The sequence below is a fragment of the Pseudomonas sp. G2-4 genome (assembly GCF_030064125.1).
Taxonomy (GTDB): domain Bacteria; phylum Pseudomonadota; class Gammaproteobacteria; order Pseudomonadales; family Pseudomonadaceae; genus Aquipseudomonas.
Genome location: NZ_CP125957.1, coordinates 892045 through 917941, shown reverse-complemented (window position 1 = coordinate 917941; position 25897 = coordinate 892045). Strand labels below are relative to the sequence as shown.

18 protein-coding genes and 1 tRNA gene are annotated in these 25897 nt (G+C 61.5%); 7 read left to right on the top strand and 12 right to left on the bottom strand.

Annotation, left to right across the window (positions count from 1 at the left end; all coding sequences use genetic code 11):
• Positions 1–101 precede the first annotated feature (101 nt).
• Positions 102–1265, top strand: coding sequence for a type III PLP-dependent enzyme (locus tag QNH97_RS03915; RefSeq protein WP_283555689.1), 1164 nt, complete (start codon positions 102–104; stop codon positions 1263–1265).
• 51 nt (positions 1266–1316) lie between these two features.
• On the opposite strand, the gene QNH97_RS03910 is transcribed toward QNH97_RS03915, so the two are convergent.
• Together QNH97_RS03910 and QNH97_RS03905 are read right to left on the bottom strand one after the other, a co-directional pair.
• The gene (locus QNH97_RS03910) at positions 1317–2216 is read right to left on the bottom strand and encodes a hypothetical protein (RefSeq protein WP_283555688.1); all 900 of its coding nucleotides are present in this window, start codon (positions 2214–2216) and stop codon (positions 1317–1319) included.
• Positions 2217–2291: 75 nt separating this feature from the next.
• On the bottom strand, positions 2292–4568 hold the full coding sequence (locus tag QNH97_RS03905; protein WP_283555687.1) for an alpha-xenorhabdolysin family binary toxin subunit A: 2277 nt from the start codon (positions 4566–4568) through the stop codon (positions 2292–2294).
• A gap of 444 nt (positions 4569–5012) precedes the next feature.
• On the opposite strand from QNH97_RS03905, the gene QNH97_RS03900 reads away from it, so the two are divergent.
• Positions 5013–7538 carry a PepSY domain-containing protein gene (locus tag QNH97_RS03900; protein WP_283555686.1) on the top strand — a complete coding sequence of 842 codons (2526 nt, stop codon included), beginning with the start codon at positions 5013–5015 and terminating at the stop codon, positions 7536–7538.
• Positions 7539–7682: 144 nt separating this feature from the next.
• On the opposite strand, the gene QNH97_RS03895 is transcribed toward QNH97_RS03900, so the two are convergent.
• The 4 genes from QNH97_RS03895 to ptsP all read right to left on the bottom strand — a co-directional run bounded on the left by QNH97_RS03895 (position 7683) and on the right by ptsP (position 15103).
• Positions 7683–9224, bottom strand: a complete 1542-nt coding sequence (locus QNH97_RS03895; RefSeq protein WP_283555685.1) for an alkaline phosphatase D family protein — start codon at positions 9222–9224, stop codon at positions 7683–7685.
• A gap of 317 nt (positions 9225–9541) precedes the next feature.
• Complete coding sequence (locus tag QNH97_RS03890; protein WP_283555684.1) at positions 9542–11284, bottom strand: PTS fructose-like transporter subunit IIB; 1743 nt, start codon at positions 11282–11284, stop codon at positions 9542–9544.
• A 13-nt stretch (positions 11285–11297) separates the two neighbouring features.
• Positions 11298–12239, bottom strand: coding sequence for a 1-phosphofructokinase (gene pfkB / locus QNH97_RS03885; RefSeq protein WP_283555683.1), 942 nt, complete (start codon positions 12237–12239; stop codon positions 11298–11300).
• A complete protein-coding gene (gene ptsP, locus QNH97_RS03880; protein WP_283555682.1) occupies positions 12239–15103 on the bottom strand; it encodes a phosphoenolpyruvate--protein phosphotransferase in 2865 nt (954 codons plus the stop codon). Before ptsP ends, pfkB begins: the two co-directional genes overlap by 1 nt.
• A 289-nt stretch (positions 15104–15392) precedes the next feature.
• Here ptsP and cra point away from each other — a divergent pair, with 289 nt between their 5' ends.
• Together cra and QNH97_RS03870 are read left to right on the top strand one after the other, a co-directional pair.
• Complete coding sequence (cra, locus tag QNH97_RS03875) at positions 15393–16388, top strand: catabolite repressor/activator (protein ID WP_283555681.1); 996 nt, start codon at positions 15393–15395, stop codon at positions 16386–16388.
• 3 nt (positions 16389–16391) lie between these two features.
• Entirely contained in the window at positions 16392–17168 is a 777-nt protein-coding gene (locus QNH97_RS03870) for a TatD family hydrolase (RefSeq protein ID WP_283555680.1), read from the top strand.
• 121 nt (positions 17169–17289) lie between these two features.
• On the opposite strand, the gene QNH97_RS29430 is transcribed toward QNH97_RS03870, so the two are convergent.
• The 4 genes from QNH97_RS29430 to QNH97_RS03850 form a co-directional block, all read right to left on the bottom strand.
• Positions 17290–17994, bottom strand: a complete 705-nt coding sequence (locus QNH97_RS29430) for a methyl-accepting chemotaxis protein (protein WP_502944528.1) — start codon at positions 17992–17994, stop codon at positions 17290–17292.
• Between the two features lie 1632 nt (positions 17995–19626).
• Positions 19627–20463, bottom strand: a complete 837-nt coding sequence (gene ampE / locus QNH97_RS03860) for a regulatory signaling modulator protein AmpE (RefSeq protein ID WP_283555678.1) — start codon at positions 20461–20463, stop codon at positions 19627–19629.
• On the bottom strand, positions 20460–21020 hold the full coding sequence (gene ampD / locus QNH97_RS03855) for a 1,6-anhydro-N-acetylmuramyl-L-alanine amidase AmpD (protein ID WP_283555677.1): 561 nt from the start codon (positions 21018–21020) through the stop codon (positions 20460–20462). Before ampD ends, ampE begins: the two co-directional genes overlap by 4 nt.
• Positions 21021–21084: 64 nt before the next feature.
• Positions 21085–23298, bottom strand: coding sequence for a DUF1631 domain-containing protein (locus tag QNH97_RS03850; RefSeq protein ID WP_283555676.1), 2214 nt, complete (start codon positions 23296–23298; stop codon positions 21085–21087).
• Positions 23299–23566: 268 nt separating this feature from the next.
• Here QNH97_RS03850 and nadC point away from each other — a divergent pair, with 268 nt between their 5' ends.
• A complete protein-coding gene (nadC, locus tag QNH97_RS03845) occupies positions 23567–24415 on the top strand; it encodes a carboxylating nicotinate-nucleotide diphosphorylase (protein ID WP_283555675.1) in 849 nt (282 codons plus the stop codon).
• A gap of 39 nt (positions 24416–24454) precedes the next feature.
• Here the strand turns inward: nadC and QNH97_RS03840 are convergent, their stop codons facing one another.
• Entirely contained in the window at positions 24455–24760 is a 306-nt protein-coding gene (locus QNH97_RS03840) for a DUF6388 family protein (RefSeq protein ID WP_283555674.1), read from the bottom strand.
• A gap of 360 nt (positions 24761–25120) precedes the next feature.
• Here QNH97_RS03840 and QNH97_RS03835 point away from each other — a divergent pair, with 360 nt between their 5' ends.
• Together QNH97_RS03835 and QNH97_RS03830 are read left to right on the top strand one after the other, a co-directional pair.
• Complete coding sequence (locus QNH97_RS03835; RefSeq protein WP_283555673.1) at positions 25121–25372, top strand: type II toxin-antitoxin system HicA family toxin; 252 nt, start codon at positions 25121–25123, stop codon at positions 25370–25372.
• Positions 25369–25710, top strand: coding sequence for a type II toxin-antitoxin system HicB family antitoxin (locus tag QNH97_RS03830; RefSeq protein ID WP_283555672.1), 342 nt, complete (start codon positions 25369–25371; stop codon positions 25708–25710). The genes QNH97_RS03835 and QNH97_RS03830 overlap by 4 nt, the downstream gene beginning before the upstream one ends.
• Positions 25711–25728: 18 nt before the next feature.
• Here QNH97_RS03830 and QNH97_RS03825 read toward each other — a convergent pair.
• A tRNA-Thr gene (locus tag QNH97_RS03825) sits at positions 25729–25804 on the bottom strand.
• Between the last annotated feature and the right edge of the window lie 93 nt (positions 25805–25897).

Here is a 25897-nt window from a genome sequence, read left to right as displayed (position 1 = left end):
TGGGAAGTAGGCGAACCAAAGTGGGGATACGGAGGACGTTCACGAGGGCTGCTTGCCCTCACACCCATTGATCCTGATGTTTGCCAGTAGGAGTCCCAAGTATGTCGATCCAGGTCGAAGATTATTTCGCGCGCGAAACCTTCCAGAAAATGAAAGCGTTCGCCGACAAGCAGGAAACCCCGTTCGTGGTGATCGACACCGCGATGATCTCCAAGGCCTATGACGACCTGCGCGCCGGTTTCGACTTCGCCAAGGTCTACTACGCCGTCAAGGCCAACCCGGCGGTGGAAATCATCGACCTGCTCAAGGACAAAGGCTCGAACTTCGACATCGCCTCGATCTACGAGCTGGATAAAGTCATGAGCCGTGGCGTCGGCCCGGAACAGATCAGCTACGGCAACACCATCAAGAAATCCCGCGACATCCGCTACTTCTACGAGAAGGGCGTGCGCCTGTATGCCACCGACTCCGAAGCCGACCTGCGCAACATTGCCAAGGCCGCCCCGGGCTCGAAAGTCTATGTACGGATCCTCACCGAAGGCTCGACCACCGCTGACTGGCCGTTGTCGCGCAAGTTCGGCTGCCAGACCGACATGGCCATGGACCTGCTGATCCTGGCCCGCGACCTGGGCCTGGTGCCGTACGGCATTTCGTTCCACGTCGGTTCGCAACAGCGCGACATCAGCGTCTGGGACGCGGCCATTGCCAAGGTCAAGGTGATCTTCGAGCGCCTGAAAGAAGAAGACGGCATCGTCCTGAAGCTGATCAACATGGGCGGCGGCTTCCCGGCCAACTACATCACCCGCACCAACAGCCTGGAAACCTACGCTGAGGAAATCATCCGTTTCCTCAAGGAAGACTTCGGCGACGACCTGCCGGAAATCATCCTGGAGCCGGGCCGTTCGTTGATCGCCAACGCCGGCATCCTGGTCAGCGAAGTGGTGCTGGTGGCGCGTAAATCGCGTACCGCCGTCGAGCGTTGGGTGTACACGGACGTGGGCAAGTTCTCCGGCCTGATCGAAACCATGGACGAAGCCATCAAGTTCCCGATCTGGACCGAGAAGAAAGGCGAGATGGAAGAAGTGGTCATCGCCGGCCCTACCTGCGACAGCGCCGACATCATGTACGAGAACTACAAGTACGGCTTGCCGCTGAACCTGGCCATCGGTGACCGCCTGTACTGGCTGTCGACCGGTGCCTACACCACCAGCTACAGCGCCGTGGAATTCAACGGCTTCCCGCCCCTGAAGTCGTTCTACGTGTGATTCGCCAATAGCGTGAACCGAAAAGCCCGTGACGGATGTCACGGGCTTTTTTCATGGTTCCAGGCGATAAGACAGGGCCACCAGGGCGCGAGCCATACCCTCCAGTTCCTGCAGTGGATACGCCAACTGCGCGAACGAACTTTGCGCCCGCCGCAGGCTTTGCTGTCGATCATTGGCTTGGAGTTCGGCCTTCACCTGCTCCAGGAAATAGCCCATTCGATGACACAGGTCGGCGATGTTGTTTCCCGCCGAAATTGACCTGGCATAAAGCCCCCGCAAAACTTCCAGGTGCTCTCGGGCCTTTGCCCTGCGTTGCTTCTGGGAGTAATAGGCGTTTGGATCGAATTGCATAGTCGGCAAGCGGATCCGTCCCAGGGCGTAATAGATCTCGATCTTCGGATCCGGTCCGTGACAGGCACACAGCCGCAGCGTCAGTGAATCGATGAAGCGCACAAAAATGCTGTGGATGGTCTGGGAAACCTCCACGACCAAGGCCTTGAGCCGCGCCACCGCCCTCGCACATTCGTCCAGCCGCAGCACGAGGTTGCCCAGCAACTGCATCAGGTCGGTCGTACGATTGCTCCCCATCGGACCGAAATTGACCGGTGTGAAACGCGACGGGTCAAGGTTGCCGAGCAACTGGCGATTCGGCGCCTCCCGGGCCACCTGCTCGAACTCCCGGACAAAGATGGACGTTTGCCCCACCAACTGACGGCCCATCGCGCCCAGGGACGGCACAACCCCGACAATCGCCGTCCAATTGTTTTTATTGGCAGTTGCCGCCCGGGTCAGTGCCTGTCCATCCGGTGGCGTCAGCAGTAAGTGCCCCGAACGCCGAAAAATATCCGAAAACTGCTCGATCTCCGTCAGGGCGTCCGGCAGACCGTTCAAAAAATCGATGTACTCTTTCAAGGAAGCAAAATTCTTCTCATCCAGCAGGAAGTCGAACATGCTCAATCGCTCCTAGCGGGCGACTGTCGGTCAAAGCCCGGCAGCCGCTTCTCCATGGGTCACAGCCCGTGCAACTCAGGCAATCGCCAGACGCAAGGACAGCGGCGTCAGAAATGCAATGAACTGCCGGGCATGCTTGATGAAATCGGCGCTACGCTCGTTTTCTTCGACGTACGCGTTAGCGTCCATCAACCTGGCGAACGCTCGGTAACCCGACACCGCGCCCTGATACTCACCCACATAGCGGCGGCGCTCATCGTCAATGCCGTGAATGACCCGGATGAACCGGGCCTTGCCCTTGAGTGCCATGAGTTCGTGGCTTTGCGCATCGATGTCGCGACTCAGCGCCTGGATTTTCTCGACCCGCTTGTCTCGCTCGCGCACCAGATCCAGGAACCGAAGCCCTTCGCCGACCTGTACCAGGGTCTTCTTGAGCTGCTCGATGGCCTGCATGACCAACTGGACTTCAGGCGGAGCGATACCGAGCTTCGTCACCTGCTCCAGGGTCAGTACCAGATCGCTGCCGATCGCTTCGATACCGCCCTTGCTGAGCAACCCGATGGCCTCGCTGACCTGGGCGCGTTCGTTTTGGCGGTCGACCCGCTCGCTCTGCAATTGCCCGAGGGTTGCCTCGACGGCTTGCTGCTGCTTTTCGAAGTCGTCGATGAAACCCAGGCTCAGGCGTCGATCGAAAACATCGTGAATGCCCGACAACTGATCGCTGAGCCGCCGGGTGGCCTGCTCCGCCCATCGGCTCATGCCTGCCAGGACTTCAGCACGATCAGACTTGATCTCCTCGATACCCCGTTCATCGAACGCGTTCGCCAGTTCTTTCTCCAGTTCCTGCAGGCTCCGGATCCGCCCCTCGAGAGCCATCTTCGTGCTTAACGCAGACTCGCTCAGCACGTCGCTGCTCTTGCCCACGCTGAGCACCAGGTCATCGAAGCGCGCCTGCAATTGCGGCAGGTAATTCCATTGGATGAACAACGCGCGAGCCTGGACCGCACCGTCTCTCATCCGCCTGTTGCTGTCGGCCATGACCTTGAGATCGACCTTCGGGTAATCGTTGCGCAATGCGAAGGGAGCGAGGGTGAGCGCAGCGCGAGTCCGGATGCCATAAATACGCTCGTAGTCCCGGTCCGCTTCCTTGAAGACAGCAATCAATGCGTCGGCATCGTGTGCGATCTGCGTCCAGGGATGGGCCACTTGCCTGAATATCAGGATGAATCGCCTCAGGGTCAGGGCGTCATGAATGTTGGCAATCGCTTCCTGGGAGGTCGTGATGTAGAGGTGCATGACGTTCCACACGTGCATCAGGTTCTGCGTCGCGATATCGGCATCGATCGCCACCAGCTCAAGCCCTTGCAGATCGTGCTGGACGCGACTCAAGGAACCGAGGGTCTGGTTTTTGCTCCTGAGGGCTTCAATCGCCGCTTCCTGCTCCTGGTACAGGCGGTACCTTTCGGCCCGGATACCCTCGGCTTCCACCCCCAGGTAAATCGCCAATGCCAGGCCGATCAGGTTCATCCCGGCCGCAGCGCCCAACGATTTTTCCACCGCCTTGGCGTACTCGTCGTTTTTCTCCTTAATGCGTAACGCACGATCATCGACCTCGAGCTTGAGCATCTCGATTTCGATGGGCAGCGCCGTACCGCCAATCAAACTCAGGCGCAGTTTTATATCGGGAAGAATGTATTGACGAAGGTCATAACCAAACAGATCCAGCTCATCCTTGATGGATTTTACGCGTTTGTAGTTATCCTCGACCCTTTGGAGAATCTGGTCCAGGTAATAACCAACATCACTGACAATGTCCGGCGCCAGCTCAATACCGGGAAACTTCTTCCCCAGTTCCAGCTCCAGCTTCCTTAACTGCTCCAGTGTCTGGATATTATACTTGTCGAGTTCCCGGGTAGGCTGGACTTCCTGATAGATCTCATCCATGGCCCTGCCGTATAGGGTCATGCTCGCTGCAAAAAGTTTCAGTTGGCTGCCGGTCAACATGATCGATTCGCGCAGGGGCGACCAGCGTTGCGCATGTTGGCGGGTGGCACGGAATGTCCTCAGGAAATCTTCATGCCGCAGGCCCGCGCCACCGCCGGCATCGTCACCGAAACTCAGGTAATCCCTAACATCCCCCGGGGTATAGGGCAGGGCCAGCGCGGCCGCTTCATATTTCCTCAGGTCAATGATCTGTTTCTTGGTCAGCAATAATCCTGTGCCACGAGACTCGCCTTCCTGCGCTGGCGTCGAAGCATTGGACAATGTCTTGGGCGCCAGTTGTGCAAAGCGAATGATATCTTCAGTCGAGGCGTCTTCAAGTGCCTCATTCCAGACTGCATGAGTGTTCATAATTAATCCTTTAATTATATGTCTGCCGACAGCGAGTGCTAGGGACTCGCCAACTATGGAAGTACAGCCGTCCGAACACTAGGCCATCGACTTAAACGAAGTCAAAGGTCGAAAACAAAGCAAACATTAGAGGATGATACGAACTCAACGCCGGGCTTATTCTTGGGACCAAAGACAGACTTTTATCAATAAATAGAAATGAAACAGGAGGCCCAAGCGTGAAGCCTATTGTCCATTTCAAGAACCGCTGGGGCTCGAGACATGCTCACGCTGCGAACCAAAGAAACCTCCGGCACCCAACGCACCACGACAAGCCTTCTCAGCAACGCCCTGCTCAGCCCTCGCATGCAAATGATCGGCTTTTACGCGTGTTTATGAATGCTTCTCGATAACACACGGCATAATGCACGCCTTGATGAACTGTAATGAGTGAAGGCGAGTGACGTGTTGAAGAAAACCCTGTTCCAGTTGCACTGGTTTTTCGGCATCAGTGCCGGGCTGGTCCTGGCGTTTATGGGCATTACCGGTGCTGCGGTGTCGTTCCAGGACGAGATCCTCCGGGCCTTGAACCCGCAGGTGCTGATGGTCGAAAAACAACCGGCCGGGGTCCTGCCGCCTGCCGAGCTGGTGGAACAGATCGAGGCCGCCTCGGGTAAAACCGTCGCTATGCTCTGGGTCGAGACCGACAGCGGCAACGCCGCGCGGGTAATCTTCGCCGCCCCACCTGGGGAAAAACGCGGGGCCATGCGCTATTTCAATCCCTACAACGCTCAGTTCATGGGCGAGGTGGTGGGCCAGGACGTCTTCGGCCTGACGCTCAAGTTGCACCGCATCCTGGCGCTGGACGAGGTAGGCCGGCAGATCACCGGTGCCTGCACGTTGATCCTGGTGTTTTTCTGCCTGTCCGGGCTGTATCTGCGCTGGCCGCGCCAATGGAAAAACTGGCGCGCCTGGCTGACCCTCGATTGGGCGAAAAAAGGCCGCAGTTTCAATTGGGACCTGCACTCGGTGGCGGGCACCTGGTGCCTGGTGTTCTATCTGCTGGCGGCGCTGACCGGGTTGACCTGGTCCTACGAGTGGTACAACAAAGGCGTCACCCGCCTGCTCTCCGATTCGCCCAAGGATGAACGAGTGCGCAATCGCGGCCCGGCGCCGAGCGGCCCACCGCCCGGGGCTGATTACCGGGCGATGTGGAGCAGCATCTACAGCGCCGCCGGTCCGGGGCTGATCTCCTATAACGTGCGCATGCCGCCGGTGGCGGGGCAGCCCGCCACGGTGTTTTACATGCTCAAGGACTCGCCTCACGACCGGGCGCTGAACCAGCTCCTTCTCGACCCGGTCACCGGGGTCGTCAGCCAGCACAGCCGTTACAGCGACAAGAGTCTCAAGGCGCAATTGCTGACCAGCATCTATGCCCTGCATGTCGGCAGTTACTTCGGTCTGGTCGGGCGGATCCTGGTCACGGTCGCCGCGCTGGCCATGCCTCTGTTCTTCATCACCGGCTGGTTGCTGTACCTGGACCGGCGCCGCAAGAAGCGCCAGGTCAAGCAGGCACGCCAGCACCTCGCCGACAACCCGAACGATGCACCGGCCTGGCTGATCGGTTTCGCCAGCCAGAGTGGTTTCGCCGAGCAACTGGCCTGGCAGACCGCCGGCCAGCTCCAGGCCGCTGGCTTGCCGGTGAAGGTCCAGCCACTGGCCGGGGTCAGCGAGCAGGACCTGAGCAACTCCACCCACGCGTTGTTTGTCGTCAGCACCTTTGGCGACGGCGAAGGGCCGGACAGCGCCCGGGGATTCGAGCGCAAAGTGCTGGGCCGCGCCCTCAGCCTGGAGCGCCTGCAATATGCGGTGTTGGGCCTGGGTGACCGCCAGTATGAAAATTTCTGCGGCTTCGCCCGGCGCCTGCATGCCTGGCTGGCGGAGCACGGCGGCAAGACCCTGTTCGCCCCGGTGGAAGTCGACAGTGGCGACCCCTATGCCTTGCGTCACTGGCAACAACAACTGGCCGAGCTGACCGGACAGGCGCCAGTGGATATCTGGCAAGCGCCGAGCTTCGAGCACTGGACACTCAGCCAGCGCACCCTGCTCAACCCCGACAGCAGCGGTTCGGGTGTGTACTTGCTGGGCCTCACAGCGCCCGGCCCAAGCAGTTGGCTGGCCGGTGACCTGGTGGAGGTCCTGCCACGCAATGACCTATGGGCCATTGAACATTTTCTCGATGGCCTCGGCCTCTCCGGCAACGCTCGCGTGCACGTCGACGGCTTGTCCCAAAGCCTCAACCAGGCCCTGGCCACCCGGCACCTGCCGGAAAACCGCGCCCATCTGGTCGGCCTGCACGCCCAGGCATTGGTGGATGCGCTGGCGCCACTGGCGATGCGCGAATATTCCATTGCCTCGATCCCGGCCGACGGCGTGCTGGAACTGATCGTGCGCCAGGAACGCCACGCCGACGGCAACCTGGGCATCGGTTCCGGCTGGCTCACCGCACACGCCCCCCTGGGCGGCGCCATCAGCCTGCGGGTACGCCGCAACAGCGGTTTCCATCTGCCGCCCCAGGGCGTGCCGATGATTCTGCTGGGCAACGGCACCGGCCTGGCCGGCCTGCGCAGCCTGCTCAAGGCACGTGTTGTCGAGGGCATGCAACGCAACTGGCTGCTGTTTGGCGAACGCAACCGTGAACACGATTTCCACTGCCGCGACGAGTTGCAGGAATGGGTGACCTCCGGCGATCTGGAACGCCTGGACCTGGCGTTCTCCCGGGATCAGGAAAAGAAAATCTACGTCCAGGACCGCCTGCTGGAGTCGGCCGCGCTGCTCAAGCAATGGATGGCCGATGGCGCGGTGATCTATGTCTGCGGCAGCTTGCAGGGTATGGCATCAGGGGTGGATCACGTGCTCAACCTGGTGCTGGGCCGCGAGGAAGTGGAACGGCTGATCGAGCTGGGGCGGTATCGGCGGGATGTTTACTGAGGGGCCCTACCCCCAAGTAACACGCCATCTCCTGTGGGAGCGAGCTTGCTCGCGATGACGGTTTTCCAGTCAGCCATGTGTTGACTGATACACCGCCATCGCGAGCAAGCTCGCTCCCACAGGGGGTCGTCGCGCGGCTTAGCTTCAAACCGGCTGCAACCTCTTCTCAAACACCGCCACACCTTCCAGATCCCGCAACACCACGCTCATCTCCCCGTTCTGCCCGTCGATGTTCACCTCGCCAAAGAACTGATACCCGGCAAACGGCGAGGTGTTCTGGGCCGGCGGCGCTTTCTGGAACACCACCTCAGGGCCGAAGGTCTTGTCCAGTGGATTGGGGCCGAAGCTGCCGGCGTTCAGCGGCCCGGCGACAAACTCCCAGAACGGTTCGAAATCCTGGAACGCGGCCTGCTCCGGATGATAGTGATGGGCGGCGCAGTAGTGGACATCGGCGGTGAGCCAGACGTAGTTGCGCACCTGATGCGTGCGCAGGTAGCCGAGCAATTCGGCGATTTCCAGTTCACGTCCCTGGGCCGGGCCGGGCTCACCGTTGGCGACCGCTTCCCAGCGCGGCACGCCGGGGCTGACCTCGCCGTCGGGCACGCCCAGGCCGATGGGCATGTCGGCGGCAATGACTTTCCACTGGGCCCGGGACTGCTTCAATTCGCCCTTGAGCCAATCCAACTGCGCGCGACCAAGAAAGGGTTTGGCCCCGCCCAGGTTGGCATCGTTGGCTTCACGGTAGCTGCGCATGTCGAGCACGAACACGTCCAGCATCGGCCCGTAACTGAGTTTGCGATAGATCCGCCCGCCGTCGTCGGCCTTCTGCAAGCGCATCGGCGCGTATTCCAGCCAGGCCTGCCGCGCACGCCCCATCAGGCTGTGGATGTCCTTGCTCTGGTAACGCTCGTCCAGTTGCTTGCCCGGTGACCAGTTATTGACCACCTCATGGTCGTCCCATTGCCAGATCTGCGGCACTTCGGCGTTGAAGCGACGCACGTTTTCATCCATCAGGTTATAGCGGTAGTTGCCGCGATACTCGTCCAGGGTCTCGGCGACCTTGCTCTTGGCTTCGGTGGTGAGGTTGCGCCAGACGCGTCCACCTTCGGTGGTGATTTGCGCCGGCACCGGGCCGTCGGCATAAATGGTGTCACCGCTGTGAATGAAAAAATCCGGCAGGCGCAAGCGCATGGCTTCATAGATGCGCATGCCGCCGATGTCCGGGTTGATGCCAAAGCCTTGGCCGACGGTGTCGCCGCTCCAGACAAAACGAATGTTGCGCTTGAGCTGCGGCACGCTGCGCAGATGGCCGAACCAGGGTTCACTGGCGACACCACTGCGGGCATCTTCGAAAAACACGCGGTAGAAAATCGCCTGGTCGGGCGGCAGGCCGGTGAGTTCGACCCGGGCGGTGAAATCGCTGCGAGCGTCGGCCATGGGCGAGACGAAACGTCGGGGATTGGTGAATTTGCTGCGGGTGTCCCACTCCACCACCATCCGCGCCGGACGGTCGCTGCGGCTCCAGATCATCGCCCGGTCGCCCTGCAAGTCGCCCGACTGCACGCCGTCGGTGAGCACCGGGCGATCCTTGACCGACGCCATCACCGCCGGCGCCAGCCCCGGCAACAACAACCCTGCGCCCACGGCTTGCATCACACGGCGACGGCCCAGGTCGAATTCGCTCATGGTGTTTCCTCCAAATGGGGAAACTTAAGCATGGCGGTGTGAAGTGGGTGTGACAGGTCTTATGAACACCCCCGCTCCCACAGGTAATGATGCTCACTTAAGGCCATCGACAACCCCGTGGCGAGGGAGCTTGCTCCCGCTGGGCCGCGAAGCGGCCCTAAAAGCTGCCAAATGCGGAGCGTCAGACACACCGCACCCGCCGGTTTACGACTGCTTCGCAGCCGAGCGGGAGCAAGCTCCCTCGCCACAGGTCCATCATTTTTCTTAAGTGAACAGCATTACTCCCACAGGGGGATTTCACTGCTTCAAAGAAGTCATCAGGCCTTCGCCGGCTCCAACGCCATCTCCACCACCTCCGGCCGCTTGAGCAACGCATACGCCACCGCCGTCAGCAGGCTCCCCGCCACGATCGCCAGCAAGTACAACAGCGCATGGTTGATGGCGTTGGGGATCAGCATCACGAACAACCCACCGTGGGGGGCCATGAGTTTGCAGCCGAAGTACATCGACAGTGCACCGGTCAGTGCGCCGCCAGCGATGCTGGCCGGGATCACCCGCAGCGGGTCCTTGGCGGCGAACGGAATCGCGCCTTCGGAGATGAAGCACAGCCCCAGCACCAGCGCGGCTTTACCGGCCTCACGTTCGGTCTGGGCGAATTTGCGGCGGGCGATGAAGGTGGCGATGCCCAAGCCAATCGGCGGCACCATGCCGGCGGCCATGGCCGCGGCCATCGGTGCATAACTCTGCGAGGCCAGCAGCCCCACCGAAAATGCATAGGCGGCCTTGTTGATCGGTCCGCCGAGGTCGACGCACATCATCGCCCCCAGCAGCACGCCCAGCAGAATCGCGTTGGTGGTGCCCATGCTGTCGAGGAAGTGGGTCAAGGCTTCGAGCATGCCCGCCACCGGTTTGCCGACGATATAGATCATCACCAGGCCGGTGAACAGGCTCGCCAACAGCGGGATGATCAGGATCGGCTTGAGCGCTTCCAGGCTCTGGGGCAAGCGCGCGTAGCGGTTGATCGCCTTGGCCGCGTAACCGGCCAGGAAACCGGCGATGATCCCGCCAATGAAGCCGGCGCCCAAGGTGCTCGCGAGCATCCCGCCAATCATCCCCGGCGCCAGGCCCGGACGGTCGGCGATGGAATAGGCGATGTAACCGGCCAGCAACGGCACCATCAATTTGAACGCGGTCTCGCCGCCGATCTGCATCAGCGCGGCCGCCAGGGTTCCAGGCTCCTTGAAGGCCTCGATACCAAACACGAACGACAAGGCGATCATCAAACCACCGGCCACCACCATCGGCAACATGAACGACACGCCCGTCAGCAGGTGCTTGTAGGCGCCGGTCTTCTCCGACTTGGCCGAGGCACTGGCGCCGCTCGACGCGCTTTCCTGGCGGCCTTCGACCAAGGCCTTGTTCAGCGTCGCTTCAGCCTGCTTCAAGGCGATGCCCGTGCCGCAACGGTAGATTTTCTTGCCGGCGAAACGCTCGGTGGCGACTTCGATGTCGGTCGCCAGCAGCACCACGTCCGCCTCGGCGATGGCCTCGGGGCTCAACGGATTGCGTGCGCCCACCGAGCCCTGGGTTTCCACTTGCAGGTCGTAACCGAGCTTCTTCGCCGCTTGCTGCAACGCCTCGGCGGCCATGAAGGTATGGGCAACGCCGGTCGGGCAAGCGGTGATGGCGACCAGGCGCGGGGCGCGCTCAGCCGATACCGCTGGCGCCTCTTCCAGCACATCCGACTCGGCAAACACCTTGGCCTCTTCGGCACCGCGACGCAGCACCGAATCGACGTCTTGCAGGGCCTGGGCCGGGGTGCTGCGGAACAGACGCTTGCCGACGAACCGCGACATATCCACCGGGCCGCTGGCAACCAGCAAGACCCACTCGGCCGCTTCCAGGGTCGCCGCCGACAACTGGCGTTCTGGATGGGCCGCGTCATGGACTTCGACACTGGTGCTCCAACCTTGGCGCTGCGCCGCCGCGTCCAGCAGGCGGGCGCACAACACACTGGTGACCATGCCGTTCGGGCAGGCCGTCACAATGGCTAATTTCATCTTGCGAACCCTCTTATTGTTCTGTCAGGGGGCGCACGCGCACGCCCTGTTCAAGCGACGCCAGCAACGCGGTGTCGTGGATGCCAAAACCGATCTGCGTGACCGCCATGGCCGCAATGGCCGTGGCGGTGCGCAGGGTCTGCTCCGGCGTGTCGGCGCCAAGCAGGCCGTGAAGCATGCCGGCCAGCAGCGAATCACCGGCACCCACGGTGCTGGCGACGCTGACCTTGGGCGGCGAGGCATGCAGCGCCGTGCCGACGCTGAACCAGTTCACGCCGTCGGCACCGTGGGAGATCACCACATGTTCGATGCCCTGGGCATGCAAGCGCTGCGCGGCTTGCGCCTCGGCCAACTCACCCACCACCTCACAGCCCAGCGCATCGGCCAGCTCTTCGGTGTTCGGCTTGATCAGCCACGGCCCCGCCGCCAACGCGACGCGCAAGGCTTCACCGCTGGTGTCGAGGGCGACATTCAGGCCGAGCTTTTTCAAGCGCGTGATCAACCCCTGCAACCACTGTGGGCTGACGCCTCGGGGCAAGCTGCCTGCCACCACCACGACGTCGTGACCGGGGGCGACTTGCTCCAGTCGCTCCAGTAATGCCTGCTGCGCGGCTGCGTCGACCACTGGACCCGGACCGTTGAGGTCGGTGATACGTCCGTCCTGCTCGGCCAGCTTGATGTTGCTGCGGGTTTCCCCGGGCACGCGGATAAAGGCATCGACAAAGCCGCGCTGGGTGAACAGCGTCTCAAACACCTGGGCGTTGTCTTCGCCAAGAAAGCCACTGACCGTCAGCGTGTGGCCGAGGTCAGCCAGCACCTGGGCCACGTTCACGCCTTTGCCGGCGGCATGGGTGTGCATGTCGTCACTGCGGTTGACCTGCCCCGGTTCCAGGCGCGCCAGTTCCACCGTGAGGTCGAGCGCCGGGTTGAGGGTCAGGGTAAGAATCTTCGCCATTACAGCGCCTCCACTAATGCGCGCACGTCATCGGCGCTGCCCACGGCCAAAGCCTCTTGGGCCAGGGTTTGTACCTGTGCAAGGCTCAGTTCGCGGACCCGCGCCTTGACCTCGGCAATGCTGCGGGCCGAGACGCTCAGCTCGTCTACACCCAAGCCCACCAGCACCGGCACCGCCAGCGGGTCGGCCGCCAGCTCACCGCACACGCCGACCCACTTGCCATGGGCATGGGCGGCACGCACGGTGATATCGATCAGTTGCAACACGGCCGGGTGCAAGCCATCGGCCTGGGCCGAAAGGGTCGGGTGACCACGGTCGATGGCCAGGGTGTATTGCGTCAGGTCGTTGGTGCCGACGCTGAAGAAATCGACTTCCTTGGCCAGCACAGGCGCGAGCAACGCGGCGGACGGCACTTCGATCATGATCCCCAGTTGCAGGTCCGCCACCGGGATTTCCAGGCGCAGGCGCTCGGTCATGGCCCGGGCCTGGCGCCACTCATCGACGCTGCCGACCATCGGGAACATGATCCGCAACGGCCGGTTGTCGGCCGAACGCAACAGGGCACGCAACTGCGCTTCCATGATCTGCGGACGTTGCAACGTCAGGCGAATGCCCCGCACGCCGAGGAATGGGTTTTCTTCTTTCGCGATCGGCCAATACGGTAGCGGTTTGTCGCCGCCGACATCCAAAGTGCGCACCACCAGCGGCCGACCGCCCAGGCCATCGAGCACCTTGCGGTATTCGGCTTCCTGGGTCGCTTCGTCCGGCGCTTGGGTGTGGGCCATGAAAATCAATTCGGTGCGCAACAGGCCGATGCCTTCGGCGCCCTGCTCCACCGCGCTGGTGACACCAGCGCTTTCGCCGATGTTGGCAAACACTTCCACAGCGTGACCGTCACGGGTCAAGGCCGGTTGATGGCGCTGTTCGGCGGCGACCTTGAGGCGCTGCTCGCGAGTGTCGCGTTCTTCAGTGGCCCGTTGCAGAGTGGCGGCATCGGGGTCCACGTGCAGGCGACCGCGCTGGCCGTCCAGCAGCAAGGATGTGCCCGGCGCCAGCAGCAATACCGCCGCACCGGCGCCCACCAGCGCCGGGATGCCCAAGGCCCGGGCGACGATGGCGCTGTGGGCGGTGGCACCGCCGCGCGCGGTCAGAATCCCCGCCACCCTGGCTGGGTCCAGGCGGGCCACGTCGGACGGACCGACTTCGTCCATCACCAGGATGTAGGGTTGATCGGGTTCGCTCAGGGTCTCGACGCCGCACAGCTGCGCCAGCACCCGCCGGCCGACGTCCCGCAGGTCGGCCGCACGTTCGGCGAGCAGTGCATCCTGCAAGGCTTCCTGTTCTTTCGCCGCGGCTTCGATCACGCCCATCCACGCCGCTTGCGCACTCTCCCCCAGCTTCAAACGGGTGTCGACTTCGTCAGTCAGCTCCGGGTCGTCGAGCATTTCCTGGTGGGTGATGAAGATTTCGCGGATGGCCTTGGCCTTGGCGCGTTCCACCAGCCCTTCGATATCGCGGCGCACCTGGTTCAAGGCGTTTTGCAGGCGCTCGCGCTCGATGGCCGCCGACTCGCCGCGCAGCGGATAGTCGATGGCCTGCTGCACCTGAATGTGCGCCGGGCCGATGGCAATGCCCGGCGCTGCGGCGACGGCCTGGATCAGGCTGCCGGATTCAGGCGCCAGCATGACGGTGGCGACTTCAGCCATCGCCGGTTCTCGCGGCGTACTCGGTGGTGGCAACGGTTCGACTTCTTCGCCAAGGCCTTCTTCGATGGCCGCCAGCAGCGCCGGCAACGCGTCGTTGGCAATGCTCGGCTCGGCAATGAACTCCAGGACCTGTCCACGCCGGGCGCCCAGGCTCAGCAACTTGCTCAGGCTCTTGACCGACACGGCGCTGTCCTGGCCGTCGACGATGCGCACGCGGATCTCGCCTTCGAAACTTTTCGCCAACTGCGCGAGGATCTTCGCCGGCCGCGCATGCAAGCCATGGGCGTTGGCCAGGCCGATGCGCGCGCTGGGCCAGTCGGCAGGCAGTTCGCCGCCGAGCACTTCCAGAACCTTGCGGCTGCTGGTGGCGCGACCCAGTTCATGGCCGCGGCCCTCGATCAGCAGCGCGCAGAGCCTTTCCAGCAAACTCTGGTGGGCCTCGCCAAGGCTGGCGAGGCAGAACAGACCGCTCAAGGGCTGGCCAAGGTAGCGGATGGGCTTGTCCGGGGTGACGAAGGCCAGGCCCGGGCGCTTGACGGTCTGTTCGCTGTGCAGCCACCACAGGCCATCGCCCAAGGGCAGCGCCTCGACTTGCTGCAGAACGCCAGCAAAGCCGTTACTCACACAATCAGCCTGGCGCAGCAGCCGGGCACCGCGCCACACCAATTCTTCAAAGTCGTCAGCCGACACGCCGAGGCCGATCATCTGCGCATCCAGGGCCAGTTCCTGCGGCGCGCCTTGCAGCAGCTTCAATAAGGCTTCGGCAGAGCCGGCACGGCGCAGAGCCTGGCCCAGGTCAGTCTCGCCGAGGGCGCGGGTCAGCAGTTGCAGCAGGCGCAGGTGTTCGTCGGACTTGGCCGCGATGCCGATGGCCAGGTAAACGATCTGTCCGTCGCCCCAGTCCACACCTTCCGGGAATTGCAGCAAGCGCACGCCGGTGGAGTAAACCAGGTCGCGGGTTTGCGGCGTGCCGTGGGGGATGGCAATACCTTGGCCAAGAAAGGTCGAGCCCTGGGCTTCGCGGGCCTGCAAGCCAGCCAAGTAGCCGTCAGCTACCAAGCCATCGGCCACCAGTTTGTCAGCGAGCAGTTGCAGCGCAGCGTCTTTATCCACAGCGGTTTGAGCCATGGATATCTGCTCTAGAGTGAGCTCGAGCATGCTTTCTCCTTTTTGGCGTCCGGTTGGCGCCAGGTATTGTTTTGAATGAATCAGCCTAGCGTGACAGGACGGCTTTTGGCGCTATCGCGGCAGACGGGCCAAAAAATCCTGCTAACCTTGAAAATACGCTTGCTGAAACGTTTAATCTAGAAAGATTGGCACGTTACTCGATAATCTCTCATCCTTGAAGTGCAACTTGTCGTAAGCGCTTGGACGGTGACCGTCAGCTTGAATCGGGTAGGATGGCCCTTATTGTCGGGGCTAACTCGAAAAAACAAGGAAAACCGGGTTGAAACTCAGTGATATTGCCCAGTTGGCCGGTGTGTCCGTGACCACCGCCAGCTACGTCATCAATGGCAAGGCCGAACAGCAACGCATCAGCAGCGCCACCGTCGAACGGGTGCGAGCGGTGGTCAAGGAACATGGCTTCACGCCCAACCCCCAGGCCGCCGGGCTGCGCAGCCGGCACACGCGTACCTTGGGGTTCATCCTGCCGGACCTGGAAAACCCCAGTTACGCGCGCATCGCCAAGCTGCTGGAACAAGGTGCCCGAGCGCGGGGCTATCAGTTGCTGATCGCCAGTTCCGACGATGCGCCCGACAGCGAGCGGCAACTGCTGCAGCTGTTCCGCGCCCGCCGCTGCGATGCGCTGATCGTTGCCAGTTGCCTGCCGACCGGGGACAACAGTTACCGCGAGTTGCAGGCCAAGGGCATTCCGATCATCGCCATCGACCGGGTGATGGAGCCTGCGCATTTCTGCTCGGTGATCAGCGACGACCGTCAGGCCAGCCTGCAGCTGACCCGCAGCCTGCTGGAAACCCATCCTCGGCAAATCGCACTGATCAGCGCCCGCCCCGAGTTGAGCATCAGCCAGGAACGGACCGCCGGTTTCAACGAAGCGCTGGCCGGCTTCGAAGGCCAGGTGCTGATCGAGCACGGCGAATCGTTCAGCCGTGAATGTGGCCGCCAATTGATGGATGAAATGCTCGCACGCCTGGGGCACCTACCCGATGCGCTGATCACGACCTCCTATGTCCTGCTGCAAGGGGTGTTCGATGCCCTGCACGATTTCCCGCTCAAATCGCGCCCGCTGCGCCTGGGCACGTTCGGTGACACGCAGTTGCTGGATTTCCTGCCGCTTCCGGTCAACGCCATGTCCCAGCAGCATCAGCTGATCGCCGACAAAGCACTGGAACTGGCGCTGGCGGCCATCGAAAACGATGACTACCAACCTGGCGTGCAGGCCATCGCACGAACGTTCAAGCAGCGCATTCACCAAGGCTGACCCATGGAGTTGATCGACACCCACACCCACTTGGACTTCCCGGACTTCGACACGGACCGTCCGGCCCTACTGGCCGACAGTCGCGCCTTGGGCGTCCGGCAGATGGTGGTGCTGGGGGTGTATCGGGACAACTGGCAGCGGGTCTGGGATCTGGTGCAAAGCGACCCGGACCTGCACGCTGCCCTGGGCCTGCATCCGGTGTATCTCGATCAGCATTGCCCCGAAGACCTGGCGCAACTACGCGAATGGCTGGCCCGCCTGGCCGGACATCGGCAACTGTGTGCAGTGGGGGAAATCGGTCTCGACTACTACATCGAAACCCTCGACCGTGAGCGCCAGCAAGCGCTGTTCGAGGCGCAACTGCAGCTGGCGGCGGAGTTCGAACTGCCGGCACTGATCCACGTGCGCCGCAGCCATGCTGCCGTGATCGCGACCCTCAAGCGCTTCGGCCTGAAACGCACGGGGATCATCCATGCGTTCGCCGGCAGCCTTGAAGAGGCCCGCGAATACATCAAGCTCGGTTTCAAGCTCGGCCTCGGCGGCGCCGCGACCTGGCCCCAGGCCCTGCGGATGCACAGGGTGCTGGCGAAGCTGCCACTGGAAGCGGTGGTGCTGGAAACCGACTCACCGGACATGGCCCCGGCGATGTTTCCGGGGCAGCGCAACAGTCCGGCGCATCTACCGGCGATCTGTGATGCATTAGCCGAAATCATGGGTATCAGCCCGCACAAACTGGCCGAGGCCAGCACAGCCAACGCCCGCGGATTATTCGGCTGGTAAAGAAACCTGTGGGAGCGAGCTTGCTCGCGATTGCAGTGTGTCAGACCACCCATTTGTCGACTGATACACCGCTATCGCGAGCAGGCTCGCTCCCACATTAGATTCGTGACGGACATAACGATCACACCCGAAACGCATTGATCAACTGCTTGAGCTGCACCACCTGGGCAGACAGTTCGCGGCTGGCGTTTTCGGTCTGGTACGCACCTTCGGCGGTGCGTTCGCCGGCACGGTTGATCTCGACGATGTTCTGGTCGATGTCGTGGGCCACGGCGGTCTGCTGCTCCACAGCGGCGGCGATCTGCTGGTTCTGGTCGACGATCATGCCGACGGCGCCGAGGATATTTTCCAGCGCCTGCTGGACTTTTTCCGACTGACCGACGGTGCCGCTGGCCATCTCATGGCTGGTGCCCATGGCCTTGACGGCGGCGCCCACACCACTGTGCAGGTGGGTGATCATCGCCTCGATCTCTTCGGTCGATTGTTGGGTCCGCTTGGCCAGGGTCCGCACTTCGTCGGCCACCACCGCAAAACCGCGCCCCTGCTCGCCGGCCCGGGCCGCTTCGATGGCGGCGTTGAGGGCCAGCAAGTTAGTCTGCTCGGCGATGCTTTTGATCACATCCAGCACACGGCTGATGGCCTGGCTGTCGATTGCCAATTGATTGATCACCTGCACCGACTGATCGATCTCGCTCGCCAACCGGGCGATGCTGCCCTGCTGGGACTCCACCAGCCCACGCCCGCTGAGGGTTTCGTCATTGACGCTGTGAGCGCTACTGACGGCGGCAGCGGCACTGCGGGCGACTTCCTGGGCCGTCGCCGACATTTGGTTCATCGCCGTGGCCACCAGTTCGATCTGGCTGCGCTGCCCGGCGACAGCCTGGTTACTCTGGGCCGAGACCGTTTCCACCTGCCCGGCCTGGCGTTCGACTTCGGCAACCGTTCGGCCGACCTGTTCGATCAGGTCATGGATCTTCTTTACGGTGCCGTTGAACACTTCACCCAACTCGCCCAGCTCGTCCTTGCTGCGGGCCACGAAATTGACCGTCATATCGCCGGCGGCCACCTTGTCCATCATCTGGCCCAGGTGCTGGAGCGTGGTGCGGGTCGACGCGTAGAAGCCGGCGTACAGATAAAAAATCAGCAGGAACACTACGGCCAGCGCCACGGCTTGCAGCACCATGTGGCTGCGGTTCTGTTCCAAGCGCTGCTGCAGCTGGACACCCAAGAAGCCCTGGGTCGACTCATTCAGCCGGTAAGTCTGTTCCATCAGGCCGCTGACCTGGTCATAGAACGCCGGCCATGGCGCATCGAGGGTGTCAGCCATCACCACCTGTTCCTCGATCAGATCCGAGGCCTTCTTGAGGCTGCCCTTGCTGCCGTCGGCCTGAGTGGCAAGGGCTTGCCCGGCCGCCTTGCTGGAGCCCAGGGCATCCTGCAATTTCACGTCATATTCACCCTGAAGCTTTTCGATCTGCGCCAGCAATTCGTCGAACCGGGTACTCGAGGCCGAATTGAGAAAGCCCAGCCCCAACGACGAAGCGCCCAGTGCGCGGCCTTCGCCGAGGATCTGGGTGACCTTGGGGGTCATGCCGATGATCAACTCGCTGAGCTGACGGATGTCACCCTGGTTGTCGCGGCTCAGGCCCGCCTGGCTCGCGATAATCTGGCTGAACATCTGCGCGTTATTGAGCAGCTTGCCGATCAAGGCACTCTTGCTTAGTAGGGAGCTTTCCGCCTGCTGCGCCTTGAACGCGGCAATCATTTCGTCGCGCTTGGCATCGAAGGCGCTGACCTGCTCGGCCTCGACGGCCATGGCGCTCATGCCCTGCAAACGCGCAAGCACCTGCTGTTCCAAGGTGCCGATCTTCGCCTCCACGTCACCGGCCTTGCCGGACTGACCGAGGCTGGCGTTTATTTGCACCAGGTTGTTCAAGGTTTCCAGGTCCCGACGCAGGGTCAGGCTGCTGCCCAGCAGGTCGAGGCTTTGCAGCTCCACCTGGGTGCCTTGGAACTCTCGATAGGACTCGCGCACCAGAAAGAAATTGGTCACTAGCATCGGTAGCAGGAACAACACGCTGATCAGGCTGAACTTCATGCCGAAGCTCAGGCGGTTCATCAGCGCGACGGCGGGCCAGAGCAAACTCTTCACAAGGAAGTCTCCCGGTAGTGTTCTTATTTTTATAGACAGGCGCACAGAGACAGCAGAAAGCCACTATTGGCGCGCTGTTCCTGTATAGCCTAAATCGGCGGGGAGATTTGTAACTTAAGGTTAACGAGCCCGCTCATGACTCGGTCCCTGTGGCGAGGGAGCTTGCTCCCGCTGGCCTGCGAAGCAGGCCCCCGAGTGCCTTCAGGAAAATCCCTCGCCCAGGCTTGCGGTTGCTGCGCAACCGAGCGGGAGCAAGCTCCCTCGCCACAGGAGGCACCGTTTACCTGGAGAGTTGTGTTGTTCCTATCAGGCCAGCACCGTCCACAACGCAAACCCGGCATACCACAGCACCGCCGAACGCAGCAGCAATTCCCAAAGCCGATCCAGGCTGTTGATGCCATCCGGCCCGGCCACAGGCGCGGGAATCTCGCCGGCCACCAGGCCGACCTTGTCGATGAGAGTGGCGGCGCTGATGTTCCAGTTCAATAGCTCATGCAACATGACCCGGCTGACCGCGACGAAATTGCCCACCAGGGCGAAGCTCGCCGCCAGTAGCCGCACCGGCACCCAGTCGAAAGCATGGCGCATTTGCGCAGCGCGCTCGGCCACGCCGGGGTTCTGGCTGTGCTCCGCGGCCAGTGCCAGCAGGCGATAGCTCAGGGCCGCGACCGGGCCCAGCAGGAAGTACCAGAAAATCACCGCAAAAAAACTCTGGTAGGCCTGCCACAGCAGATGTCCCTGGACCCGCTCCAGCAACTTCTCGCCGTCATCGGCTTCAATGTCCAGATCACGCTTGGCCACATGGGCCGCCGCTTGCAGGTCTTCCCGCCGCCACGCATCGCGAAATGGACCCAGGTTCGCCAGCAGATCCCCACGTCCCAAGCTGTAAATCACCACCAGCAGATGCACCGGCAACGCCAGCAAACCATAGGCCACCGGCTCCAGCACCCACAGCAGCAACGCCAACAGGGCCACAGGCAGCAGGACCATCACAATCAGTACCAGCCAGGGCCGCTTGACCCAACGAGGGTTCATCTCGAGCTTGTTCAGTTCGCGCAACCATCCGCCGTCGCGCTGGACCCGCTGGCGCAAGGCCGAGAACTTCTCGATCCAGACCGCCAGCAGCAACACCAGAAAACTCATTGTCCTTCCCCTTCTATCAGGGCCGCGCGATAGCGTGCCCAGTCGAATGCCGGTCCCGGATCGGTCTTGCGCCCCGGAGCGATGTCGCTGTGCCCACAGATACGCTGCACGGTGATCGCCCTGAACGCCGCCTGCAACTGGCGGGTCAGCTCCACCAACGCGGTATATTGTGCGTCGGCGAAAGGCAGATCATCGGTGCCCTCAAGCTCGATGCCTATGGAAAAATCGTTACACGTTTCCCGTCCCTCGAAGCACGAGACGCCCGCATGCCAGGCGCGATCCAGACAGGAGACAAACTGGGTGACGGCGCCGTCACGCTCGATCAGAAAATGCGCAGAGACGCGCAAATCGGCGATACCCGCAAAATAGGGATGTTCCGTGACATCCAGACGATTCTGGAAGAACTCCTGCACCTTGCCCGTGGCGAACTGTGCCGGCGGCAGGCTGATGTTGTGGATCACCAGCAGGGAAATCTCGCCCTCGGGGCGCGCATTGAAGTTGGGCGATGGGCAATGACGCACGCCATCGCACCAACCACTCGCGGAGTCCAGCTGCATACAGGTTCCTTGGAAGACGACCGTGAATGCCGCCAGTATGCCGTGATCGGGCCGGGCTGCGCGATCACTTGGCGCGATTGAGCTGACGCAGATTGCCCAGCACCGACTCCAGTGCCCGGTCGAACAGCAGGGTATCGTCCAACAGACGCACCGCGCCCCGGCGAAACTCCAGGGCCAGGCTGGTGCGGCTGTGCTCCTGCACTTTCAGGCCGGTGCGGTTGACGAAGATGTACTTGCCGGTGGCCTCGATGATCGCCGCGAGTTTGCAACGCAGGCTGTTGTCATCGTCCTCCTGGAACTCAACCCAGCTGCCCAGGCGCAATTGGTCGACCTGCATCAGGCCCACGTCATCGGCCGGCAAGCGCACCTCGGCGTTATCAGCCTGGGCATGCTGGGCGGTGCGCAGGACAATTTTTTCCCGCACCTGGACCATGACCGGCGAATGGAGCGACTGAACCGGGTCCGTTGCCTGACCTACCTGCTCAAGGGCTCGAACATGCAAGGCTTCCAGCTCGCTGAAAAACTCGCTGGTGGCAAACGGGTCGAACGCCGAACGGTTCAGGCCTTCGCGCAAGGCCTTCAGCAGCTCTGGCACGATCTCCAATAATCGTAGGCCCGCGTCGGGTTCGTCATGATGCTGGACGCTCCAGATCAGTTGTTCCAGGGTTGATACATCGGCCTGCCACTCGGCTGAATACTTGCCGTGCTTGAAACAGGTCAACAACAACACCTGGCTCCAGGCCTGTTGCACGAACTCCACTACGGCTTGCGGCAACACCTTGCCCAACATGACCTGGTTCAACGCGCCTTCGACTCGCAGGCGCGCCAGCTCGGCCTTGGCCCGTCCTTCTTCAGCGTCACGAATGCGCTGTTCGAGCAATTCACTGCGGCGCCGCTCGTCACTGGTGAAGGCCAGGAAGTCGGCGAGCAGTTCGGCGAAAATCGCCGGGTCATCGACGAAGTCATTCAACAAGCGCTGCACCACTTGTTCGATGCGCAAATAAAGGCTGTCGCGCTGATAATCGTCGCAATCGCCCCAGCCCATGGCCGCCGCAGCGATCTCATTGAGCAGCCGTCGGGCCGGATGATTGCCGCGGCTGAAGAAGCTCTTGTCCTGCACCGCGACCTTGAGCATCGGGATTTGCAGGCGGCCGATCAGGGCCTTGAGGGAGTCCGGCAGGTTATGGTCGTCGAGGATGAATTCGAACATCATCGAGATCAGATTAATGACATCTTCGTCGGCGCCTTCGACCACCCGGGACTTGCCGCTCCTGACACTGACCCGGGTCAGCAGTTGCTCGAGCTGGCTACGCAGGTCGAACTCGTCATGGACGGTGGGCGCGGGAACGTATTGTTGCAGGTGGGAGAGCAACCGCAGCAGGTCACGGGTCGAGATCGGCTGGGCTGCAGCGCTGGCCTCCAGCGTAGGCGCCACACTGCCACGGACCTGCAGCAACAACTTCTGCAGCGCAGCGAACACCTCCTGCACGCTGTCATCGACCTCCGCAGCCTTCGGTCTGGTCGCGCGCTCGACCGTGGGCGTCGGGCTTTCATCGATACGATCTGACGCACGTCGAGAAAGCTGGACCTTGAGGTCCGGCAAGATACCCGTGGCCGCCAGCAACTGATTGGCCTCGGTATAGAGCTGGTCGCACTCGCTGAGCACATAGCGCTCGAAGAGTTTGAGCAGGATCAGCTTGACCTTGATCCCCACCCCCAGGTTGCGCCCGGCCTGTAGAAAATTCTCACACAGCCGCGCGGGGCTCAGGGGGTTCTGCTGATTCGCCAATGGCCGGTCCAGCAACGCGCCGAGGCGGGCCGTCAGTTGATCGAGGGACACGCCATCACGACCGAGTACCCGGGTGACCATGGCCTCAACCGCCAAGTGGCGCTCCAGGTCGTCATGCGTCGGCTGAGCCTGGGCCCCCGGCGCCAGGACGGGCGTCAAGGTCGCTTGCGTCAGGTCGTATTGGGCGAGACTGAAAAACGCCTCGAAAAACTGCTCGATAAAACCACGCTCAATACTTTTGCGTTTCAGGCGCAGATCCCGCATGGCTTCGAAGAACAGGTTCTGCTCGACATCGTTGCGCGCCCGGTCAGCCATTTCGAACAGGGTGTCGTCGGCGTTATCGAACAGCCCTTGCAAGCCAAAGCGCAACTGCTGCGCAGCCTTGTCGCGAACCTGCAGCAGAATCACAGGCAGGCGGGCGAGCGGCGAAGGATTCGCCTGATCGGTAGAAACCTTGTGCAAAGGCACTACATTCCCGTCGTTGTGCATCCTGGCCTCCTGAAACGGCATTCTTCGGCTCGCGACGTCAAAGCTATGACGTCAATCGAAAGGCGGATTATCTGGTAAAGAATCCCGTCGTACCAGCAGTACTCTGTGACCCAGCTCGAATACTTCGCATTAAGTGACCGGTTAATCGAGGAAATGTTGCGAGGATGCGACCAAATGCAGGTTCCAATGCCCGTGGCAGGCATCCGGCGCCTTGGGTTCGCTCGCGGCCTGGCCCTATAATCGGGCCACTTTGTTTGTGGAGCCCGTTATGCCGAACCTACGTCTCGCCGATCTGACCGCCGAAATCGAAGCCAACGTGCGCCGTGCGTTGCTCGAAGACATCGGCAGCGGCGACATCACCGCGCAACTGATCCCCGCCGAACGCCTGGCAAAGGCCACCATCATTACCCGCGAAGCCGCGACCATCAGCGGCACCGCCTGGGTCGATGCCGTGTTCCGGCAACTGGACCCACGTGTCGCGGTGCATTGGCAAGTGCGCGACGGTGACCGGGTGAACCCCGATCAGGCGTTGTTCCACCTAGAAGGTCCGGCCCGCTCACTGCTGACCGGCGAACGCAGCGCGCTGAACTTCCTGCAAATGCTCTCGGGCGTTGCCACGCGCGCGCGCTACCTGGCCGACTTTGTCGTCGATACCCAGGTCAAGCTGCTGGACACCCGCAAGACCCTGCCCGGGCTGCGCCTGGCCCAGAAGTACGCCGTCACCTGCGGTGGGTGCCATAACCATCGCATCGGCCTCTACGATGCGTTCCTGATCAAGGAAAACCACATTGCTGCCTGCGGCGGCGTCGCCCAGGCCATTGCTGCCGCCCACAAAATCGCGCCGGGCAAGCCGGTGGAAATCGAAGTGGAAAGCCTGGAGGAGTTGAAAGAAGCGCTAGCGGCCAACGCCGACATCATCATGCTCGACGAACTGAGCCTGGACGACATGCGTGAAGCCGTCCGCCTCAATGGCGGCAAGGCGAAGCTGGAGGCCAGCGGCGGGATCAACGAAAGCACGTTGCGTCCGATTGCCGAGACCGGGGTGGACTACATCTCGATCGGGGCGATGACCAAGGATGTGAAAGCGGTGGATCTGTCGATGCGGTTGAGCCTCTGACAACAAAAAACGCCAGCCTCAAGAAGGCTGGCGTTTTTCTCAGACCACCAGATTATTCATCTCGCAGTACTCATCCCACTCCACACCCAACACCTCGGCCGCTTCCTTGTGCAACGCCAGGCGCTGCTCCTCGAATTCTTCAGGCGTGCTGGTGTACTTGAGCGTCAGTTCCCAAGGCTGCAGCCCCTGGGCCTCGGCCTCGTCCTCGAACGCCCACTGGATCTGGTCTTTCTGATCGTCGGCGGGCAAGTCCTTGATCTCTTCCAGCAACTGGGGCGCATCCAGTACGTATTTTTTCAGCGCTTCTTCGTGCCTGGCTTCCTGGGTCAATTCTTTAACGGTCATGGCGTTCTCGCTGATCTGGGGAATGGAAGATGGATCTGGATCATCAAGGATCTCTCTGACGCAAAAAACCGTTTAAAAGCCCGGTTTATCTGGCCTTCAGAACCATTCGGGGATCATCTGAAAACAAAGGTGTTCATTTCTTGGGCCAAGGAATCCTAACAGAGACGCAAGCCAGTGCAACAACCGGAATCGAATGGGGGAAATGGGGTATGTGCCTGGTTACAGTTTCTCGTTTCCATGCGAGGGGATTCACCCCTTATAAATATTCCATTACCTCAGCACTCAGACTCAGTGGGTTGAGGCCCGCTCATTGACCGTCCAGACGCATGCAACTATATTCAGTCGCAATTAAAGGCATTCATGTCAAAAAATGAAAAGCTCCTGGCGAAGCTACTCAACGGACAAAGCACCTTCACTTGGTCGGAGCTTGTCACCCTGCTTTGTCGCCTGGGTTACTCCCACTTGGAGGGATCGGGTAGTCGGGTCAAATTCGACAATGGGAACCCAAGTGCAATGATCAACTTGCACAAGCCCCATCCGGGTAATGAGCTCAAAGCGTATATAAGACGCCAGATCATTGAGCAATTGAAAACAGGAGGCCTGATTCCATGAGCGCCCAACTGCAATACAAGGGCTATGTCGGTTCAATTGAAGCAAGCACCGAGGACAAATGCCTGTTCGGAAAGCTCTTATTCATTCGGGCGTTGGTGAGCTATGAGGGGCAAACAGTGGCTGAGCTCGAAGAGGCTTTTCGAGAAGCAATAGATGATTATCTACAGACCTGCCAGCAACTCGGACAGAAGCCAGAAATTCCCTGCAAAGGATCATTCAATGTGCGTATCGGCCACGACCTGCATTTAGCGGCAGCTTTGGCTGCTACTCGACAAAATGTGTCGTTAAACGATCTGACTCGCCAAGCACTGAACGAATACTTACAACATCACGCGTAAAAGGTAGACGTAGAACTCTGGTGCCCGAGACAGGAATCGAACCTGCGACCTTCGCGTTACGAGTGCGCTGCTCTACCGACTGAGCTACACGGGCGGTGGCTAAACCTAGCATCGTCCCCTGGGGCCAGGCAACCCGTGACCCAGGGATATTTGCCACACAGCAAAACGCCCCGAACCAGTCGGGGCG

What these genes read in the sequence shown, in the direction of transcription:
- QNH97_RS03870 (WP_283555680.1), top strand. Translation starts at nt 16,392, where the DNA reads ATGGAGTTGATCGACACCCACACCCACTTGGACTTCCCGGACTTCGAC.
- QNH97_RS03910 (WP_283555688.1), bottom strand. Translation starts at nt 2,216, where the DNA reads ATGTTCGACTTCCTGCTGGATGAGAAGAATTTTGCTTCCTTGAAAGAG.
- QNH97_RS03895 (WP_283555685.1), bottom strand. Translation starts at nt 9,224, where the DNA reads ATGAGCGAATTCGACCTGGGCCGTCGCCGTGTGATGCAAGCCGTGGGC.
- QNH97_RS03890 (WP_283555684.1), bottom strand. Translation starts at nt 11,284, where the DNA reads ATGAAATTAGCCATTGTGACGGCCTGCCCGAACGGCATGGTCACCAGT.
- QNH97_RS03840 (WP_283555674.1), bottom strand. Translation starts at nt 24,760, where the DNA reads ATGACCGTTAAAGAATTGACCCAGGAAGCCAGGCACGAAGAAGCGCTG.
- QNH97_RS03915 (WP_283555689.1), top strand. Translation starts at nt 102, where the DNA reads ATGTCGATCCAGGTCGAAGATTATTTCGCGCGCGAAACCTTCCAGAAA.
- QNH97_RS03835 (WP_283555673.1), top strand. Translation starts at nt 25,121, where the DNA reads ATGTCAAAAAATGAAAAGCTCCTGGCGAAGCTACTCAACGGACAAAGC.
- QNH97_RS03850 (WP_283555676.1), bottom strand. Translation starts at nt 23,298, where the DNA reads ATGCACAACGACGGGAATGTAGTGCCTTTGCACAAGGTTTCTACCGAT.
- QNH97_RS03905 (WP_283555687.1), bottom strand. Translation starts at nt 4,568, where the DNA reads ATGAACACTCATGCAGTCTGGAATGAGGCACTTGAAGACGCCTCGACT.
- ampE (WP_283555678.1), bottom strand. Translation starts at nt 20,463, where the DNA reads ATGAGTTTTCTGGTGTTGCTGCTGGCGGTCTGGATCGAGAAGTTCTCG.
- pfkB (WP_283555683.1), bottom strand. Translation starts at nt 12,239, where the DNA reads ATGGCGAAGATTCTTACCCTGACCCTCAACCCGGCGCTCGACCTCACG.
- QNH97_RS03830 (WP_283555672.1), top strand. Translation starts at nt 25,369, where the DNA reads ATGAGCGCCCAACTGCAATACAAGGGCTATGTCGGTTCAATTGAAGCA.
- QNH97_RS29430 (WP_502944528.1), bottom strand. Translation starts at nt 17,994, where the DNA reads ATGTCGGCGACGGCCCAGGAAGTCGCCCGCAGTGCCGCTGCCGCCGTC.
- ptsP (WP_283555682.1), bottom strand. Translation starts at nt 15,103, where the DNA reads ATGCTCGAGCTCACTCTAGAGCAGATATCCATGGCTCAAACCGCTGTG.
- nadC (WP_283555675.1), top strand. Translation starts at nt 23,567, where the DNA reads ATGCCGAACCTACGTCTCGCCGATCTGACCGCCGAAATCGAAGCCAAC.
- ampD (WP_283555677.1), bottom strand. Translation starts at nt 21,020, where the DNA reads ATGCAGCTGGACTCCGCGAGTGGTTGGTGCGATGGCGTGCGTCATTGC.